This window comes from Paenibacillus sp. LHD-117 (genome assembly GCF_030929555.1).
In the GTDB taxonomy this organism is placed as follows: Bacteria; Bacillota; Bacilli; order Paenibacillales; family Paenibacillaceae; genus Pristimantibacillus.
On the sequence record NZ_JAVFVT010000004.1, the window covers coordinates 172,901 to 192,272 of the forward strand.

The 19,372-nt window shown below is 48.8% G+C and carries 21 protein-coding genes; 1 reads left to right on the forward strand and 20 read right to left on the reverse strand.

Annotated elements, in window-relative coordinates:
• Position 1 precedes the first annotated feature (1 nt).
• Genes RB620_RS04365 through xerA form a run of 6 tightly spaced genes read right to left on the reverse strand, consistent with a single transcriptional unit; the run spans position 2 to position 5,885 of the window.
• Positions 2-1,474: a hypothetical protein gene (locus RB620_RS04365; protein ID WP_308092309.1), complete on the reverse strand. Its 1,473-nt coding sequence runs from the start codon at positions 1,472-1,474 to the stop codon at positions 2-4.
• Positions 1,475-1,513: 39 nt separating this feature from the next.
• A complete protein-coding gene (locus RB620_RS04370) occupies positions 1,514-2,032 on the reverse strand; it encodes a stalk domain-containing protein (RefSeq protein ID WP_308092310.1) in 519 nt (172 codons plus the stop codon).
• Positions 2,033-2,071: 39 nt separating this feature from the next.
• The gene (locus RB620_RS04375; protein ID WP_308092311.1) at positions 2,072-2,899 is read right to left on the reverse strand and encodes a hypothetical protein; all 828 of its coding nucleotides are present in this window, start codon (positions 2,897-2,899) and stop codon (positions 2,072-2,074) included.
• 16 nt (positions 2,900-2,915) lie between these two features.
• On the reverse strand, positions 2,916-4,316 hold the full coding sequence (locus RB620_RS04380; protein ID WP_308092312.1) for a hypothetical protein: 1,401 nt from the start codon (positions 4,314-4,316) through the stop codon (positions 2,916-2,918).
• A gap of 8 nt (positions 4,317-4,324) precedes the next feature.
• A complete protein-coding gene (locus RB620_RS04385; protein ID WP_308092313.1) occupies positions 4,325-4,876 on the reverse strand; it encodes a phage adaptor protein in 552 nt (183 codons plus the stop codon).
• Between the two features lie 16 nt (positions 4,877-4,892).
• Positions 4,893-5,885, reverse strand: a complete 993-nt coding sequence (gene xerA, locus RB620_RS04390; RefSeq protein ID WP_308092314.1) for a site-specific tyrosine recombinase/integron integrase — start codon at positions 5,883-5,885, stop codon at positions 4,893-4,895.
• 117 nt (positions 5,886-6,002) lie between these two features.
• On the opposite strand from xerA, the gene RB620_RS04395 reads away from it, so the two are divergent.
• Entirely contained in the window at positions 6,003-6,224 is a 222-nt protein-coding gene (locus RB620_RS04395) for a helix-turn-helix domain-containing protein (RefSeq protein WP_308092315.1), read from the forward strand.
• Positions 6,225-6,270: 46 nt separating this feature from the next.
• Here the strand turns inward: RB620_RS04395 and RB620_RS04400 are convergent, their stop codons facing one another.
• From RB620_RS04400 to RB620_RS04465, 14 genes are all read right to left on the reverse strand, one after another.
• Entirely contained in the window at positions 6,271-7,506 is a 1,236-nt protein-coding gene (locus RB620_RS04400; RefSeq protein ID WP_308092316.1) for an O-antigen ligase family protein, read from the reverse strand.
• Between the two features lie 100 nt (positions 7,507-7,606).
• Complete coding sequence (locus RB620_RS04405; protein WP_308092317.1) at positions 7,607-9,877, reverse strand: right-handed parallel beta-helix repeat-containing protein; 2,271 nt, start codon at positions 9,875-9,877, stop codon at positions 7,607-7,609.
• The gene (locus tag RB620_RS04410) at positions 9,874-10,458 is read right to left on the reverse strand and encodes a phage adaptor protein (RefSeq protein WP_308092319.1); all 585 of its coding nucleotides are present in this window, start codon (positions 10,456-10,458) and stop codon (positions 9,874-9,876) included. The genes RB620_RS04405 and RB620_RS04410 overlap by 4 nt, the downstream gene beginning before the upstream one ends.
• An 11-nt stretch (positions 10,459-10,469) precedes the next feature.
• Entirely contained in the window at positions 10,470-10,799 is a 330-nt protein-coding gene (locus RB620_RS04415) for a hypothetical protein (protein WP_308092320.1), read from the reverse strand.
• Between the two features lie 53 nt (positions 10,800-10,852).
• The gene (locus RB620_RS04420; RefSeq protein WP_308092321.1) at positions 10,853-11,866 is read right to left on the reverse strand and encodes a N4-gp56 family major capsid protein; all 1,014 of its coding nucleotides are present in this window, start codon (positions 11,864-11,866) and stop codon (positions 10,853-10,855) included.
• Positions 11,867-11,881: 15 nt separating this feature from the next.
• On the reverse strand, positions 11,882-12,694 hold the full coding sequence (locus tag RB620_RS04425; RefSeq protein ID WP_308092322.1) for a hypothetical protein: 813 nt from the start codon (positions 12,692-12,694) through the stop codon (positions 11,882-11,884).
• A 90-nt stretch (positions 12,695-12,784) separates the two neighbouring features.
• Positions 12,785-13,102, reverse strand: a complete 318-nt coding sequence (locus RB620_RS04430) for a DUF2829 domain-containing protein (RefSeq protein WP_308092323.1) — start codon at positions 13,100-13,102, stop codon at positions 12,785-12,787.
• Entirely contained in the window at positions 13,102-13,329 is a 228-nt protein-coding gene (locus tag RB620_RS04435; protein WP_308092324.1) for a hypothetical protein, read from the reverse strand. Before RB620_RS04435 ends, RB620_RS04430 begins: the two co-directional genes overlap by 1 nt.
• Positions 13,330-13,351: 22 nt before the next feature.
• Entirely contained in the window at positions 13,352-14,977 is a 1,626-nt protein-coding gene (locus RB620_RS04440; RefSeq protein ID WP_308092325.1) for a portal protein, read from the reverse strand.
• An 84-nt stretch (positions 14,978-15,061) separates the two neighbouring features.
• Positions 15,062-15,271, reverse strand: a complete 210-nt coding sequence (locus tag RB620_RS04445) for a hypothetical protein (protein WP_308092327.1) — start codon at positions 15,269-15,271, stop codon at positions 15,062-15,064.
• The gene (locus RB620_RS04450) at positions 15,265-17,070 is read right to left on the reverse strand and encodes a terminase large subunit (RefSeq protein ID WP_308092328.1); all 1,806 of its coding nucleotides are present in this window, start codon (positions 17,068-17,070) and stop codon (positions 15,265-15,267) included. Before RB620_RS04450 ends, RB620_RS04445 begins: the two co-directional genes overlap by 7 nt.
• Positions 17,045-17,305 carry a hypothetical protein gene (locus tag RB620_RS04455; protein ID WP_308092329.1) on the reverse strand — a complete coding sequence of 87 codons (261 nt, stop codon included), beginning with the start codon at positions 17,303-17,305 and terminating at the stop codon, positions 17,045-17,047. The genes RB620_RS04450 and RB620_RS04455 overlap by 26 nt, the downstream gene beginning before the upstream one ends.
• A 12-nt stretch (positions 17,306-17,317) precedes the next feature.
• The gene (gene terS, locus RB620_RS04460; RefSeq protein ID WP_483874746.1) at positions 17,318-17,908 is read right to left on the reverse strand and encodes a phage terminase small subunit; all 591 of its coding nucleotides are present in this window, start codon (positions 17,906-17,908) and stop codon (positions 17,318-17,320) included.
• Between the two features lie 298 nt (positions 17,909-18,206).
• Positions 18,207-18,767, reverse strand: coding sequence for a tyrosine-type recombinase/integrase (locus RB620_RS04465; protein WP_308092331.1), 561 nt, complete (start codon positions 18,765-18,767; stop codon positions 18,207-18,209).
• Between the last annotated feature and the right edge of the window lie 605 nt (positions 18,768-19,372).

The following is a 19,372-nucleotide window of genomic DNA, read 5'->3' on the forward strand; positions in this document are numbered from 1 at the left end:
TTCACTCCTCGCTCATCCAAGTGTCCTCTAACGATTTCCAAGCTGCTTTGTAATCGGAATCTGTTAGGTATAGTTTCATGGATTCCAAATATCTTACCGCTTCTTCAACGCCCGTCGAAAGCTTCAGATTGTTCCTGATCGAGTTCAGGTTGTCCCGCGACTCTTTATCCGATAAAGTGACTTGAGGCGTCCCAGTAGCTTGATCGATTTGCGCCTGCCTATATGCTCTGTCCTGTTCACTACCGTATGGTGTTCCAGCGGCCACTCCCGGGATACCAGCAGGTGCGACGCCTGTCGCTTGCCAGATATCCATCAGACGTGAATTGTTAGCGCTCATGCGCGATGTGGATGCGCTATAGGCAGAAGTGTTCGCATTCATGCGGCTGATTGCGAGTTGCTGAGCCTGGGTGTAGGCGTCTTGTGTTTGCGTACCGCGCTGGATTCCGTACATGTCGGCCAATTCGTTTGGGATTCGTCCCGTCTGTTGGGCGACAATCCATAGATTGCTCAGCTGTCGCTGCTGTTCTGCTGTTGTCGGCGATCCGTCCGGTAGTTGGCCGGTAAGTTGCGATAGGGATAGTCCGTAATTTCGATCGGAATCCGTGACTCCCTGCTCGAACTGACGGTTGGCCAAGTCCTGGTTGAATCTCATATTCTGCGAGTCTAGTGTCTGTATACCTGCTCTACCCAAATTGCCAATCGATGATTCTCGATTTACGTCTGCGCCGAATAACCCAGCATCCACACCGAGAGCTCGAAGTGCACTTCTGTACTCGTCCGCTTCAGATCGGAATCCCTGCAATTGCTCCCTAGTGACGCCCGGCGCTTCCGCTTGTGCTTTCAATGCGTTAATGGCGTTGATGTACTGACGAGCCTCACCAGAGAGATAATTTCCTGTGAGTTGCGCTTCAGCCATCGGATTCCGGAAATACTCCTGATCCTGCATCGCATACAGATTTCCGAGGTTTGCAATGCGATCTTGTCCTGCCCCATAATTCATCTGTTGGACTTGTAATCCTCGGTTCGCTTGGTCAGCGTACTGGCTGTATGCCTGCTCGATCAATCTCGGCAGAACCTCCGTCGAGACACGTCCCATTTCCTTCGCACCAATCTGATTGGCGACCGATTCCGAATACGAAGACTTTCCTTGTCCGCTGGCCCGAAGCACGGCATTGGTATCCGCCTGCTGCTGCGTGATATTCTGACGTGCAGATGCAAGAGCAGCTTGATAAGCTGGATCGCTGTCCTTGTCATAGGTGAAGGCAGACGGTCCATGGAACTCATAGGGTTTAGCGGAGACTGTGTCCTTAATGGTATTCAGCGTCTGTCCTGTTTGGCTTGTCGGTTGCTGCTGTTCCTTCTGAATCGAACTCCGGATCTTGCTTATTGCTGAACTGTAGCCCGTTCCTGCAATTCTAGCGGTATCAGTAACCAATGGTCTTGGCTGTAGAAGTTTGTCCTTGGGTAATGCCAACGCGATCGCCTCCTTTACATTACAAAATAAAAGAGCCCGCTATTCAGCGGACTCGGCGTATTGCGGATATGCTGCTTTCAGGTCTGCAATCTCTTGTTCGACATCAATTAGCAGTTTCTGGTATTCAGATAAGCTTGCTTCGTATTCCTGGTAATCAGCTTCAGATGGTTTAAATTCGCCATTATCTGCTCTGCGAATAGCTTCTTTAATTAAATCAATCTTGCGAACATAACTGTCTTTGAACCAATTTAAACTGTTTAGCTTAACCAGATATTGCTCTGCTGTTAGTTCTTCGATAATTTCAGGTGTGCTAATCTTTATCACCCCATTTTCGAATTCTACTTCTTTGCCAATGACGTTAGAAATCTCACGAACCGCAATATATGCCGATCCCTGGTATGCAATCGGAGCATTTTCGAGATCCACTTTTTGACCATCGACCTCTACTGAATAATCTGTTCTAACCGAGGCTGTGATTTTCTCAATGACCGAAGCCGCCGCTGAGCCGGCCGTTGCAAATATTGCTCCTGCTATAAAGGAAATTACAACTTTTTTCACCCGAATCCCTCCATACGCCATTTTCTGACATTATAGCACTTAACTTTGCGTATGGGTATGATCTGGTATATTTATTCCCGTCCACGAGACGGAACCGCCTCCGGCTTTTAGTAGTTGCGTTCCTGGCGGGATGCCTCCATTAAGGGATATTGCACCAGCTGAACTTGTGCTTGCTCCGGAAGTTGCTTTAGCACTAATGGCGGCTGCTAGATTATTTATGGCTGTTGCGAGACTCTGAGCGTCCCCTTCTGAGAAAATCTTACCCCATGAAGGAACTTTAACACTTCCACTTGTTCCAGGAACAAGATTGATGTTGGATGATGGATTAGTGCTCTCAATAGTGATATGACTTATTGCAGAAAGAAGCAGCGTCCCGAAGTTTGCTAAAGACAAGTTTCCACCATTTAAAAACAACCTCGCGGTGCTAATGAGGTTATTGAAGTATATCATCGGCGTACCGGATTCGAGCGCAAAAATCTTCAGGTAATTGTCAGCGGTCGCATATGCTGCGAACAAGTCCTCTGCGCTCGACATCTCCGCCCTTGGGTAGGTACCCTGAGCCGTAGCAATGTACGCACCAATAATTGTTACCGACTCAATCAAGCCGGCGATGATATGTCCGAGATTTGCCGATATTGCCGACAACTCGTCCACATCCATCCGGTCCGCCGTGATTCCCTTCGCCCTGATGTTCTTCACATCAAGGTTTCCGTTAATCATATGCTCCAGATCTTTCGTCATCGAAGAGACTATATTTGCAAGTTGCTTCAGATATTCGATCGTAGACTTTTGCACCTGTTCCGGATCGGCACCGAACGGTGGCGACTTGAATGCCGGAATTTGCGGTGGACTATTCCAAGTACTCATCGTTTGTCCCCTCCCTCTATGTTAAAGGCAGCTGACGGCCTTGCAGGGAAAGCTCGTGGACCCGTGCCCATCCAATACCCTCCAGCTTAACCCGCAGCATGTTCGATAACACGAACTTCTTCACCGGCACCAGCACCTTCTCGATAGCCGCTCCCGTCCCGGTTATCGTCTTCACTAGCTCCCAGTCGTTTCCGTCCTGCGTCTCCGACAGATACACGTTAATCGTGGAGCCTACGGCCAGCTCGGCCATGATGTGAAGCTTCAGCCAACGGGAACGCTGTGAGATCGACCCGTTGGTGAAGATTCGCGTTACCACATGCCAGTTGATGGGCTGCCCCGCGTCCGTCTCACCGCCGAGTTTGACAACGCGTCCGTCGTTCGTGCCGATGTACAACTCGTTTTTAAACAGCGTGAAGCAAGTAACCGTTATTCCCGTTCGAATCGTCCAAGTCTGGAACACCGTGTCGTAGATCAGGATCTTCCCCGGCACGAAGAAGTACAACTTGCGGCCATCGCTTCCAGTTGATGCGCCGGACGTTCCGGCGATGAACTTGCGCACGATATCGGAGAACTCCCGGTCCGGGCTCACACCGCCGCTGACGTAGGTATAGATCGAGTCCCGGTGAACGCCGTAAAGCGTAGCGTCGTGGATAAGGGCACTGTTGTTGTTTTCGACTCCTGTCTCCTCGCTTACAGGACGAGTCTGGAAGTCGGAAGGAATCGATCCGTACAGTTCCTGCAGAGCGTTCGGCATGCCGATGACCAACTTCGCTAGGCCGCCGCTTAGCATGTTCACATTTTCGCCATGCGCACTCTCTAATGTCTTGCCGTAGCTATCCGACTCATCGCCGGAGAAGTCGTCCCATATGTTGCCATTGTCAAGTTGGCAGGCGCGAATCTCCAATCCGAAGGCTACCCACAACCTGTTCTGGTAGGTGGTCACATGGTTCGCATTGGACGGCGCATTGCCGAACGCTTGAACCGTGCTGCCATCATATCGCCGAAGGCCATTGACGCCATTGCACCCGACAAGGTTCATTGCACCCCAACCACCTTCGAAGTTGGTGAATGACCACATTGCCGTCGTGTTCAAGCCGCTGGCAAGCGCCGTGCTCCACGCCGCCCCCGTCCATTTCCTCCACGTGCCGTCGTCAAATATCGCGTGCAGCTCGGCGTCCTTCCAAACGCCTAGACCGAGCACCTTAGCCCCGATAGCAGAACCAAGCACCTCATACCCTTCGCATGTTGCAAACGCCGGGAAATCGTCGGTTGTGACATTGCTGGCGTCGGTAAAGAAGCTATCGGCAATGCTGTACGGGTCGAATCCGTTGACACCTCGCCACTCACGGATGACACGCGGCGGCAACATGCCGTCAATGCCTCCGGGCTGCACGATCGGATATTGGATCGGATTCATGCTCTCACCTACTTCTGATAATTTTGCGCGGCCACGTTCCAGGCGCTCTTGTACTGAGCTTCGTAGATCGCCGCCTTGCTCGCATCTTCCTGTGTCAGCGCTAGCCACGTGCACAGCGCCGGCACGTAAGTCCAATGGTATTCCTCCGGCGCGTCCGGAATTGCGGTGAGGTTGCCGCTCAGAAACGTCGTCGTCGCGAACCGGTGGTGACGAACAATCCCCGGAAGACCGTTTTGATACGGTGCCGGGGATAGCGTCATTACTTTACTATTGTCGTCATAGCTCCAGTTGTTCTGCGTCGGGTTAATCTCATCGCTCATCAGGTTACGGTACTTAAGCAGCCCGACTTCGACCAGGTCAATGTTCTTCTCGCGCACGTCGGTTGGCAGCGTGTAATCCGACTGACCGAGCACACCGGCAAAGCGGACTATCTTTGGGATCTTAATTACGTTGAAGAACTCCCGATTGATGGCGTTGAGCTGCGTCACCTTATCCGGCGGATCGACTGTGTTCGGGACCAGCAGATCCGCTTCGTCAATAATTTGCTGTAGCGTGAGCATGGCGTACCTCCTTCCCTTATTGAACCAAGAATTTTTTGTGTTGCTCTCGCTTCCGCTCCTCTGTGTACTGGGCATATATCTGCGTTGTCGCCGGTGACTCATGTCCGAGCAACTGCTGAACGGCCGCCAGCTCTGCGCCGTTGTTGAGCGTCAGCGTCGCAAACGTATGTCTCAACGTGTGCGGCGACACGCGTTTCTGCAAACCCGCCAGCGCGGCGATAACGCCGATTTCCCGCTGTATGCCACGGCGGGACAGTCGCCCATGCGGCAATCGTTCGGAAACGAACAGCGCCGGATCGTTGTCCTTACGATCACTGAGATATTTGCGAATATGGAACATCGCTTTAAACGAAAAGTAGACCTCCCGTTCCTTGTTCCCTTTGCCGATTACCCGTGTGCTCATGGTCTGCAAGTTGATGTCGTCACGATTGAGGGCCTGCACCTCGGACAATCGGCAGCCGGTTGCGTACATGGCTTCGATGAATGCGCGTTGACGCCTTGTCTGGCAGGCTTCGCGAATCATCTCCAACTCCTCAATGGTCAAAGCCTTTGGCGCCCTTTTCTCAAGCTTAGGCGTCTTGAGCTTCGTTGTTGGGTCTCGAGGGATGTACTCCTCCGATGCTAGCCAGCCGAAGAAGCTTTTCAGAACCGACAGTTTTTTGCCGATCGTGCTCATCTTGTTCCCATCACATTGTGCAAGGTAGGTTCGTATGTCCGCCGAGCTGACGTCCGCTACTTTCTTACGCACTCGATTGGAGAAAATATTGAGATCGAGCATGTACCCCTTCAGCGTTAAAGGGCTCAAGCCCTCCAGCTTCTTGGAAGCGAGATAAAGTTTGATTTTCTCCGTAACGTCTGGATGAACCGCCTTGTCGTCGATCCGTGTGACATGATACTTTGACATAGATGCAGATAGCTTTGATTTCAGATCATTGACGTTGATACCCCCGCCTTGCTCAGCCAACATCGCTACCATCTCAGACAAAAGCTGTTCTCCCGCGTTACTCATATTGCACCTCCAATATTACTCGTTATTCGTGTAATTAGATGATATCATTACACTATTTTCGAGTATATAGGGCTTTTTACACGTTTTTCGTGTATACTTTTCCCAGGAGGTGAGAGGGTGCGGATAAGATCAAACCTAAAGGCCATTGCCGATCAGCAAGGATTGTCAGCATTACAATTGTCCAAAGACATCGAATACCGATACGAATCCGTTCGAACGATGTATAACGACACCGCGAAACATTACCCCGGCGAGTTGCTGCTTCGACTCTGTTTAAAGTTGAACGTAAAGCCTGGAGAACTGCTTATATTAGACGATAAAAAAGAGCCAACGGAGTAATCCGAAAGCTCTTTTTTCTTTGGCAAATCTAATGCGCAATATGATCCTATAGTGATGATGGATTTCTTTTCTTAATAAAATCGTATAGTACAGGATACATGAAGAAGACAGCAAAACCGATTATAGGAGTTACGTTATTCATAGTAAACAAAAGGACCGTTGCCAAAATCATCGTGATATTCAAGTTGGTTAGCATCCTATCCTTCGTGAATCTCGTAATGAAGGGATACAAAACGATGGCGATATTCACACACCCAATGATGAATCCGTATAGTGCGAAGGTGTCTAAAAATTGCGAGTGTTGTCCGAAACCAACCAAGAAGCCTCCAGAGAACTCTAACTGATTTACGACCACCCCGAAAAACGGATTATCAACGAATGCATTCCAACTTTGCTCGTACACAGGCAATCGTTCAGCAAACAACCCTTCTTGCGCGCTGCCATTTATGACTGTCGACTGGATGGACATAATTCTCTCCACTGTCCTGCCGTTCAGGTTATCGATCAGAAAGTTAGTAGCAGCTAGGAAAATCCCCTGCCAGTTTAGGAGTAGTAACAAGCTACCCAAGAGAGCAAGTGTCCTCGCTACTAATCCAGCCATCCTAGTAATTACGATCACTGTCGTCGCGATCGCATATATAGACAATGCGGTGAAAAAGTTTGAAAATGCAATGGTCAACATGCCGAGGATAATAAAAATTAGGATACCCAGCGATACTCGGTTGGTCAGTTTTAGAGACTTTTTATTCATCCACATAAACGTAGCCATGATGCAGACAAAGGTCAGGAAATATATGAATTCATACCCACCAATTCCTCTGGCCTGTAGCGCCGCCGACGCCTCCCCACTGCTCTTTATGCTGCGAGCTAACCACGGATTATCTACGATGTTAAATAACGTGATTACCGTCGTAATCCCGATAAATGGTAATGACCATCTAACGATGCTCTCGTTAGCCGACTCCATCCCGTACTTTTTGTTGTACTGGTAAATGAAATAGAATGCGAGGAGCTGACCAAATAACAAATACCTATTGCCGATCACACCGTTGCCAAACAAGTACGGGAATATTGTCGTGAAAAGCACAAATCCCATTATCACGAGACGATGAACAGGCTTATCACCAAAAATAGTGAAGAATCCCGGCCTTGATATAAAGGCAATTAATGCCCACAGACCCGCCATGAACAGCGCGACCCAAGTATACGCTGGCAATGCTCTCGTTGGCGGGAAAACGCAAAGCAGCATGTAAATAAACGCTGCCACTACTGATAACTTCATTGTGCTGCTTCTCTCATGCATCGTAATCATCGGAAGATATTACCCACCTAAACTGTGTTTTCTTGGAATTATACCACGTTACGATATAATCCGACACCATTTAAGGCTTAATTATCCGAACTCGCCACGTTCCGCTGGCCAAATCAACTGTCCCTCCGGTGTTGTTCTGGATCCTGATTTTCACGATACCAGCCGCCGACACATACCCGCTTGCGGTAATCCCCTGCAAATCATACGGGGCCGACACAACGGCAAAGTCACCTAAAGCTGCGCCACTTACTGTAATATCTGCCGAGGTTTCTCCAGTACCTGTCGCAAGACTAGCAGGATTCCAAACAGTAGATCCAGTTAGTAATGCATCTTGCACGATCCAGTTACCTATCATCTCCTCCACGATAAACAAAGTGTCACTGAGACGCCGGATCTTAATGGATGCTCCTACTTGAGTTGTTTGAATGTATTTACCCGATACTGATGATAACGGCATGATGTTTGCACCCGCAGGCGGGACGACTAGCATTCCAAAGGATGTAGTGTTGATGAACTCAACGCTATGGTTCCCTCTGTAATTGTTCGATATATTAACCTGGTGTGACTGAGGGGCACCTGTATTTTTGAACTTTGTAACGGCCCTATTATCGAGAGAATTGAACTGAGTCGTGGTGTCAAGTATCAAGTCACCAAGTCCATCAAGTAGAGTTATTCCGCCATTCAGAGTTGTAAAATCGATCTTGCTGGTCAAATCCAAATTAGACTTCGGATTAATGATGGAAATTTTATCAACACCGATCGACTTTAGATCACTGAGGTATACCCCTCGCGTGACCCGTTTTACAGATCGTGTGTCGAGAATTATCGGATTTGAAATTGTTATATTACCAATCTTAGTGCTACCTTTACCAGCTGCTTCTCGTCGAAGTACAAATCCGCTCGTGTACTGGGGGAAACTAGCGGATACATTTAGCTCGTTTGAATCAATGATAACAGGATTTTGAAACAACACATTTGGTGTGAAAGCACTGGAGTACTCCGAGATAAATACTCCGTCTGCGCCATTTTTTTCATAATACGGATTTAGATTGTTTATATATCCCGAAAACTGCGAGGTTGGTTCGAAATCCCCCAATATAAACCCATATTGGCTTCCGTAATCCTTGTGATTCTGAATCTCAATACTTATTTCTTTCTCAGTTGAATCAAATAGCGGGGCCGTAATCACCATAATCCCACCTTCTGCACAATTTACAGTTGTAACATTGAGCAGCTTGATGTTCTTTAGGTAATCCGTGTTAACATTGACCTCCAAATCAATTCCGCACTGAGGAGCAGTTCCGTTTATATTCGTTAGCAACGCGCCGTTGATCGTGAAGTCGTTTGCGCGCACAATACTGACACCCTGTCGTCGGTTGTTATCACACTTCAAGTTCTCGATATAGACATCTTCGCCACCGACTACCGCAATGCCGTCACCCGTAAAATTATTGCAGGTAGCGTTGTAGATTTTGATGTTCTTTGCTGTCGAGAATACGATGCCATGACCATACTCATGCGTGCCGGGTCCATAAGTGTGCTCGTCACGATCCCCGATGAGTGTTGGATTGTACAAAGTCACATTTTCGGCGGCGAAAAGATCAAGCACTCGATAGGACTCTGATGCGTTAGGTATGACTTTGAAAATCGCTCCTTTTTGCCATTCGATGATACGGTTTGACGGAACTCGAAGCTTAGTAACCGCATCAATCAGGTAAGTGCCTGGCGGAACAAGAATACTTTTCCCTGCGTTAAAAGCCGCCTGTATCTGCGCAGTACTATCGATGGTCCCTGTTGGGTCTGCTCCCATCGTTACAACATTAATCGCTATATCCGCCAACTGCGCATTAACCGCATCCATATCTTCTTGCAACTCGGCGTCGGTGGCATAGCCAACGAGGTCGAAATTGTTCTTGAGTCGGAAGCCGCCGATCGGGCCGCGAGCATCCGTGATGACGTCGATCATGCCGTTCGATTTCGTCGTAACCACAGCGATCGGGAGGTAATCCGTACCGGCTGTGCCAGCAGGATGCGCTGTATCCCATTTGAATGAACCGTCTTTTGAGAAATCGAGGTAATAGACGGTGTTCTTAATCTTTGCTCGAAATGTCGTAGCTCCACTAGCGATAATATCGTTGTTCAGCGAGACGACGATTTCACTCACGTCAACCTTGTCGTTCTGGTTTACGTTCGGGGTAACAACTCCGCCGCTGACCACATAAGCCTGTAGAAAATACCCGACATCCTCGAAGCCCTTGATTTTCTTGTAGTCTTCATAGGTGGTCTGTGTCTGCGCTGGAATAGGATCGATGCCGATCGATGGGATGTATCTTGTCGTCATGGGTAGTACACCTCACATATTTGAGTCGACTCGGGATCTCTTGTTGCAGAAACGTATTCCGCTAACAATTCATCATAGCGATCTCGATAGAAGCCGATCATGGCTGGCTCCGCAATATCTATTAAAACTCCATATACCAGGAGCATACGGAACTCTTCTTCAATTTCAGGTTCTGCGTTAAGCGTACCCACCGCAAGCGCGGCGGGCACATGTTTGTGAAAGATTTTCAGACCTTGAATAATGTCTTCGGTAGGGCGCTGACCTTGAAGGTAAAGCCCGATCGTACCGTCCAACAAATAATAATAGGCAGACAGAGAATAATCGTTCCGCTGCCTCAGTGGCAAACGCTGGTCGTTAACATAAACGCTCGTAATGTTACCAGGCGCACAAGGCAAGGGATACTCAACGATACCCGTTAAAATGTCCATGACGGCGACGTCGTCATTGTTGTAACCGTACTGTCGCAGGATTTGTTTTTGCTTCTGGTCCACTTTTCGGATAATGGACGGCATGGAGAGTGACCGACCAGGCCCTTCCCCTACCTTCTCCAATATCTCTTCAACGATATCGCTGAGTATCATACCTCTACCTCCTAGCTACGGATTGTAATGTCCAACTCTTGCTGGACTTTGATTTTGCGGTTCGCTGCGGCAGTCTTCGAATAAGATTCCGCCCAAATATCTGCGATTACGTCAGGGACTTCGAATTCTTTCCCGCGTGGAATCGAATAAGTTACCCCGTTGACACTGATCGGCACAACTAAGTCATCAGGGTTGAGCGGATCTTCAGGAATAAAGATCGTTTTTTTCGGACGCTCTTGCAGCCGCTTAAGCGTTGATTTTTGCTCCGAGGTAAGCTTCTTATTCGATTTCCCCTCAGTAGCCGTTTCCTGCTGTTCTTGTTCCGGTTGTTGTTCTTCCATGTTAATCCTCCTCATACATATAGGGAGCCGCAGCTCCCTATCGCTAATGTGTACTAGATTGCAGTTGCAGAGCTCTCATAACGAATGATGGCTAGTTCCTGCAGGCGAACAGCGGTAAAGGTCGACTTCCAACCCACCGTATTGAACTGGTCAAGCGGATCGGCAGTTCCCGCGCTGCCGGCTGGCTTAACGAGAATGTCGGGGCTACCAGATCCATCTACATCAGGCACGCCGTAAGCACCTTTTCCGATGCATACGTTAAGATAGACTTCTGCTCCAGTCGCGCCAGCATCCGTAAGGACCGTATTGTTGACCGACTCAAGGAAGTAAATGCCGTACAGTTTGCCGACAACCCCCGCCTTACGGTTGTCTGTGCTGACGTAGGTGTTTTGGTCCTTCCATTCCTGCGTCTTCATCAGGTCTGCAGCTACGTCCGGATGAATGAACATCAGATAGCCCATGGAACCGTCCGGAAGTTTGATCTCGCGCACTTTGTTGCGCTTCATGATCGTGCGCACCTTGAGAATATCCGCCGCTGTGATAACGTCAGTTGCCGCTACTGTAGCACGTGAAAGCTTGTTGCCGGCATACACAACATTCGTTCCTGCTGTTATGATGTCACGCACGATGCTGTCCATCGATTCAGCTGCGTTTTCGCCCATGATCTCCGAAGTTTCCGTAATGACAGGGTCGATACCGACCATATCCAAGTAACCCGAAATCTTCGTGTAATTGCCATAGTCCTTAACAGTGGCGGTAACGGAACCCATGCTGAGGTTCACACCGTCAGGTGTTACGCCTTCCGTCAGCGCTGTTGTTACAACTGCTAGGCTGTTAAATCTCCGCCATTGCGCCGTAGCACCACTCCGTTTTGGAATCGGCTTCTTCTCACCATATTTCATGTAGTGCAGGTCCGGCAGAAGACGGTCGAGAAGCGCTGTCTTGTAGAACGTTGCGTTCTCAAGGGTCAGTTGATTCTGACCAGATCCAGCGCTATAACTCTGTACATCCGTCGGGAAAAACATCGGTTCACGCATTGCGGAACCAAATCTTGATCCTGTAAACATAATTAATATCCTCCTCTAGCGAAGGCTTTTCAGTTCTCCGCGCTTCGCCCGTTCGTATAATTTTTCGCGTTCTTCTTTCGGGAGCTTAGTGATGTCAAAGCTTTGGTTCGGTGCATCTCCACCAACTGCACCAGGCGAAGCAGCAGCATTAGCCTGTAGCTTCTGAAGAGCCTCTTGCTGGCCGGCGAGCTTCGCCGCGTTCACCTTCTCGTCATAGCTGACAAGCTTGTAGGCATCGGTCAACGTCAGTCCTGGCCGTTCCATAACAAGGTCGAACACCTTGTCTTGGATGTTTACAAAATCAGGATTATCCGACATCAGACGATCGTACTCAGAACGCACAGCACGTTCTGATTCTGCATTGCGTAATGTCTGAAGCTCCTGCTGCGTGCGATTAAGCTCCTGCTTCACTGGTGCAAAATACTTCTGATACGTCTCTTCGTCCACATTCAACCGGCGCGCCTCATTAGCCGCATGCTGCTGCTGGGCATGCTGGTCAAGTGCTTCGAGGTAAGAGTCCACATCTTCGAACCCAGCGGTTTTCGCCACCGCTTCAAGTCGCGTATTTCGTGTTTCGTATGGCTTATATCGCTCCTCGATCTTACTGGTTTGCTCCCTCAGTCTGGTCGCAAAAGATTCCTGCTGAGTGACACCAGCTGAGGTGGGTTCTCCCCCCGTCGTCTGCGGAGCTGCTGCAGGGGCGCCCCCTGTAGCCGGTTCTGTTCCTGCCGCAACGCTTGGCGGCTCCGCGCTTGCCGCACCATCTCCAGATGCAGCACCAATATCCCCGTCTGCATTGTGCAAGGGGTTCAACCATTCCCATTTCATATGCAAAACCTCCCGGTGGGCGGCGCAACTCCACCATCAACGCCGAAGATTTTCAAAACAAAAGGCTGCCGGATTCTCACCAGCAGCCCATTAAATAACGATAATCCAGTCTTCCGCGAATAAATCCCCTTGCGACGGCAGCCAGCCTGGTTGCCACTTACCTTGAGCATTGAACAGTGCGCAGTATGGTTGTGAGTCGAGCGACGTGTCAACTCCGATGTGCTTTGCTGTCCTGTCATTCACCTTCGCACCGGGTTCCTGGGATGAATGAGGTGGTAGATAAAGCGATGGCATCATAACAACGAACTGTCCTTTGCCGTTCCATCCAGAACGAGCGAGTTTCTTGCCTTCTTTCAGATTTACAAGCGCTGCCCCAAATGTAAGCCCCATTCGATCCGTCTCGTTCACTATTCATCAACTCCTCGACATACCATGTTTTTATATTCGTCATTCGGGTAATCAACGTACTTCACTTGGCACCACGGAACAAACACAGCTTTCGATTCGTTGCCATACCCCGTCACTACAATGCCAAATGTGTCAAGCGTGAGAAGCTTGCGGTTTTCCATAGGATTTCCGTCTTGTGTCCAAACCGTAACCGGAGAACCTACTTTGTCCACGATATTATGTGCCATTACCGATCATCCTCTACTTTTGTTATCCCATCTGCTGGGCTTGTTGCAAAATCGCCTTTTGTTGCTCGGGAGGCAGCGTATCAAATTGTGCTCTTTGCTCCGGACTCAAGCTGGCTAACGGATCTGCCATCGGAGTCGGTTGCGTAGCCTGTTGTTCGCGCAACGATTCGATCTCGCGCGTAAGTCGTGCCTTGAAAGGTACAACGTTGTTCGGTGCGTACTTTAGGTATTGGTCGAACGTGATGAACTTCTGATCGAGGAATCGATCCAGCGAGCTCATCATCAGCGCTTCGCTAAACATAGACGACGGACCAATGTCAATCTTTAAGTCAAGATCAGTATCCGCATACTTGCTACCGTCGAACTGGACGAAGTCGTCATCGCCGTCATCATCCTTCACCTTTACCTCTCGCGGAAGGTTGTATCGTACTTTGAAAAACTCTTCCCAGATACGGCCAACGTCTTCCATACACTTGTAAAACCGACGCTTAACCGACTCGATCGGAACACCGTTTGCTCGTTGAAGCTGAATAAGTGCGGCAGCGCTCATGTTCGCTCCCGGTGCTTCACCGGTCGAAGCATCATTTGCGCTTGTCATCGAACGAGTTAAGTCGATTACTGTATCGACAAGTCCCATGACATGCGGACTTATGTTACCCGGATTCAGGTAAGCGACAGCTGTGTTCAGACCCTTCTCCGCATTCTTAACATCAATAATTTCGCCAGGCGTATTGGTGATCTTCCGCTTGTCCACCCGCATCGGATCAATCGCCATCTTAGGCCAACCCGTCAATTGTCCTGAGAGCAGCGCCATAGCGACCATGAAGTTAATCGCCTTTTGATTTTCGATGATCCCCTGCGTGTCTCCAATACCATGAATAGACTTTCGACGTCGTTTCCAAGGCATCAGCGCAATCGGATACTTACGCATTTGCGAATTGGTATCGGGCTTAATTACCATGCCGGAAGCGACTTTATGGAAATGAATAAATCCATCGTCATGGCGGTAATAGCACAACAGCGCTGTTGTCTTGTCGTCGTCGTTTATCTCGACCTGAGCCATGTCATAGCCCTCGTCAGCTGTGTTCTTGTCCGGACCGATCATGCTAATTAGCGTCTTGCTTAATTTGTTCGCCGTCGCTTCCTTCCGCAGCTTCTTGGTGTTTTCACGGTACGATATCAAGATGTACGGTTGCGACTGAACTTCCCTGCTCTGGGGATTTCCGAAGAAAACGTTGATCGGGTCCAGCACCTCGCCGCAGATTTTGCCCTCATACTTGAGCACATTCCCGCCTTTAATCCCGCTATCCCAATAATAGTGAAGGATACCCGATCCAACATTCGCTGCAATCTCCAGCATCTGTTCGTTCAGGTCGTTCTGCTGGATCTCTTCCCATACGGTATCGGAATACTTCGTGAACATATCTGCTGCTTCATTTGCAAGATCCGTACCGGAGTCGGAAGAAGTGAATCGCATCATGATCTGCTCGTTCATGACTGTACTGACTTTCAGTGATTCGATCAGATCGATAATATTAAACACCGGACGTGGGAGGTTGCGTGTGCGCTCAGTCGGTGCCGGCCATTGATCACCTGCCTTGAACCGCTCGTATTTCGGCCAGTTGATCAGGTAGCCCATTGACTTCATGTAGCTTAGACCCTCCTGATACCGCTTATCGTCGATGCTAACGATTTGCTGTATCTCAGCCATGTTTTTTGCTGTCGGCACTTCTTAATCGCCTCCCGTCGGGCCGTGTACCCATTCCTGCATAATGTCCGGCTGACCCAACACATTCGAAACATTTGCAGGGGCCGGAGCTCTAATATCCGTTCGATACTTTTCCACTTGCTCCCGTATTGCGAGGTTTATAAGAGCAGATGTTTCCTCTTCAAGCCCCTTTGTTTCCAGGATGCGAGCAAGCTGTTCGATTTCATCTACCATCCATATACCCCCTCATCATCAGGTTCATCAGTTTGAAGCGCAAAAGGCAGTTGCTCACGCTTAGTCTCTACATCCGATAACGTATACGACTGCTGTGAGCGTATCTCGTTAGCAATCATATCGCTTATCAGCAAGTCGTCATTCTTGCCGGACTCGGCATCAGGCCTGCCATTCTTGTCATAAATGAACGTAAGACATTCACTAAGAAAATCAATATCGGTAAACAGGTCAATGTTTTCTTCAATCAACCCAATTTCCTTATCAATAATCAGCGGTCGCGTATTCCCGTCCGTCTTCCAGCCGTATTTCTTCTCAGTCTGCTTCGTAAAGTCATCGTACTTCACCCGGACGTATTGATGCGGATATTGCAGCCTCTCAAGCTCCTCGATCGGAGCCGTATTGAAGTTCATTTCAATACCAATAAGTGCGTCGTTATAGAAGCGCCCAAGGCAATACATCTGATGCGTATAGGGTTTGCTGTTAGTTGCTTGCATGTGAAGCGTTGCGCAGCGCTTACCCGTTACGTTGTTTAGGACGGTAGCCGCATACTTGTCATGGCCCTCGCCCTTCGTGTCTCCACCGATTACGTACGGGTACCGCTCCTCTGGAATGCTGTAGATCGTAATGGAGCCATTCGGGTTGTCTGCCCACTTAATCGTTCCATCCTTGATACTGTCCATCGTTTTAGGATCGTTCCACTCAAAGCGGAAGTTTCCACGACGCGGCGGTCGTTTCTTATAAACAAGCTTGAGCTGTTCAATCCGCATAACGACTTTTTCTTGATTGAAGACACATGTTCCGGATGCAAGGAACGCCTCTAGTGGACTACAAGGATACTCCTGCTTGATCGTATCTTTCTTGAGATAACCGTCATACTTGTTGTAGTACCAGTAAATCTGCTCAAGCTCAAGGCCAATCGTATTTAGCAGCCACCGGCAACGCTCCCATATCCACTCTTCTCGGTCAGTCACCTGCTTTACGAACCATACACGGCGTTCATCCGACTCGAAATTCGTCCGATATTCAGCGGTTCTCCACCATTCATAGAAGCAGTTCTCCCAAATGCCTCCGTCCCACAGCTCCTTATATTCGTTGTATCCGTTGGCGGTGGACTCGTAGATCACAATCGCGTCCTTCGTCAAGGCTTCACCAATGCCGGCCTGCGTCCCTGATATTCCGTCCTTCCAGAACGCTGCCTCGGACCCATGAAAGAAGTTTATCGTCCTCGAACGACCCATGTTCCTACTGGCCGTCTTGATCTCCCATGAGCTGTGCAGGCGTTCGAATAGCAGTTGCTTCCGGTTATTGTACTTCTCCGTAGGCTTGAGTGGTCCCGGCAATGCCTCATATGGATACTTCGCTTTGTTCTCGAAAATAGCGCTGCTGTTGCCGTCCTCGTCAGCTGCAGTGAAGCCCTCGAAGTTCTTTCTTGTAATCGTGCAAGCAAGTTGATACGCCGTGATCGCGCTCGTAAAGCCCTGCTGCCTTCCCTTCAGCACAAGGAAACGAAGCAGATGTCGTCTGCCCGCACGATACTCAGCGATCGCCGTATTCAACCGGCGAAAGAAGTCAGCCTGTACATCATTCAGGAAGAACGGGCTCGTCTGCTTATCCTTGTCGACAATAATAAAGCACATCTCGATCAGCAGCTCGGGGCGATCCGCGAGCTCTTTTCGGATGTGCTTATGCTCAAGCATATATTCGGCTACGGCGTTACGATATTCAACGTCTTGCTGAACGTCTTTAGCCTGCTCCCATAGTTCGCGGCGGCGGTCAATGATCTGGCGGCAGTTCAGCATAATGCTCCTTACTATCAGCCGTCACCACAATGATCTTAGTTTCATCCGATTCATCAATTAAATGCTCGGTGAATATGATTTCATTTGGAGGCAGACCGCTTTTCTCCAACGCCTCTTTCCTCAATGCATTAACAACTATATCAGGGTACCGTAATGATTCGATTACGAGATTGGATACTACCCGAAATGCACCATGTTGATGCGTCTCCATAATCCGATGAAGCTCCTCGTTCATGCTATCAGCTCCTTATAAGAATGTCTCCAGTTTGCGAACGTTGTCCTTACCGCCAAGCTTTTCGACCTGGAGCTTAACGAGTTCATGCTCGGTTTTCTTCTTTTCGATCTGAACATCCATCATTTCAAGACGAGCACGACGCTCATCATTCTCCGGAGCTGCGTTTAAGAACTGGCGAATAGCCGAGCGCAATTCCTTCATAATCTTGGCATCAGCGCTGATTGAAGCGACATGCTTGTCCCAATCTTTTTCCTTTTCAACATGCGTAATGCGCTGACCATGGAGGAATTTAGCTTGAAGAATGGTGATGTTCTTCCACATAACATTTAAAGGGTCATCTTCCTCGACTTCCCTCACGATCTCCGCAACCTCTTCTGGAAGGTATTTTGTGTAGTATCCATTCTTGAAAGCGTTCTGGTTCCCTATTGGAGCTGCCCCGCCAGAATTGCCCACTGCGTTTTTATTACCCTTTGGCGCGCCTCGTGGTCGTTTGTCCGGGATCTCGTCCCACTTGTCTGTAAACTTCCACTTTCGAATCATGACATCCGAAACGCCAAGCTCTTCTGCTATATCGGAAAGCTTCATTGTTCGACCGCTCTTCATCCACAATTTTAGTGCAGCTGAGCGGTTCGTACTTCGTGGTCTTGCCACTACATTCACCCCACCTCCGATATTTGTGTTTGAATGGAACGCTCAAGCCATTTTTTGAGATGAGCGTTACCATTTACGGTAACGTTTTTTCAGACGCATCAAAGCCCGTTTTCTCCTAATAACTGGTGCTAGAGTGCACCATAATAAGGTTCTGTTGCACTCGAAGGCTCTTTACTTTTTTCGTTCCTTCATATATTAATCTCATTGCTTAGGACGAGTGAGACATTCATTTAATTATGGTGCAGTAAAATCAGCGCATGCGCAGTGTTGCGCGGTCTAACATGTCCTGCGTAATGCCGATATAACGTAAAGTATCCCTAAAATCTCGATGTCCGAAGGCTTCCATTAGTAACGCTAGGTTGGCTTCGTCTTGTGTGTATAGCCTATAACCCCACGTCTTCCGCAATGTATGATTACCAATCTCAGATAATCCAAACAACCTTGCTGCTTCGGTTAGGAACCTGTATGCCGTCGAACGATCAATTGGTTCTTTTTTAAGCTTGCTAATTGTCTTACGTTGCCGACTTGCAAATAAATATTCATGATCCTGCATGTCCGCAATGTACAATTCCAACTCGAACCGGTAGGAAGGATGGATAATAAACCGTTTGTTATGTTTATTTTTCCGCTCCATCTTAAAAACGTGGCTGCTACGAACTTCACCTGCCTGAATCGTAATCAGGTCAGATACACGTAGCCCCGAATAAATCCCAATGCAGAAAAAAAGATAGTTCCGCATGCTTCTTACTCGGAAATATTGCTTCATCCCCTCGACAACCCGATCGTCACGGATCGGCTGGACTGTCTTCATACCACCACCCCATTAGATTACGGCCAATATTAGGAGAATGATCCCAGCCCACATGATGGACCCGAATAATACTCCCCACCATAAACCACGAAAGAATTTAATTTCGTCGTTGCCCTCAACCATTCGCTTCCCTCCATTGTCGCTCCGCGACACTACGGTCGCGGAGCTGCCTCCTCTCCAATGGTCATCAACTACACATTGATTGAGGATGGTATATGTGATGCGCTGCTGCGCTTGTCACTGTTGTCTCCCGTGTCGACGCTCTTTACGGTTTCTCAGTGCAGGCGTAGCATTTGCCTGAAGTTTTCTTGCCAGCCAGTTGAGTATTCGCATTCATATCACCGTCCTTCACGCATTTTACCCTGGAACAAAACTGCTTGCTGCCTTCTGATCTTCCCCAGGGGCACCCTCGGCACTTATCCGGTTGCAGTTTCCTGTCCTGTAGATACGATATCTTTCGTGTGTACCGCAACCGGATCGCCTCCTTCATGATTATTTGCTTATGGCACAACACGATAGATCGAGTTGTTCCATAACCAAATAAGCAAGATTTCGATATTGTTTTGAGTCGCTTTTCAGGGCAAGGCATCTGAACCTCCGAGCTC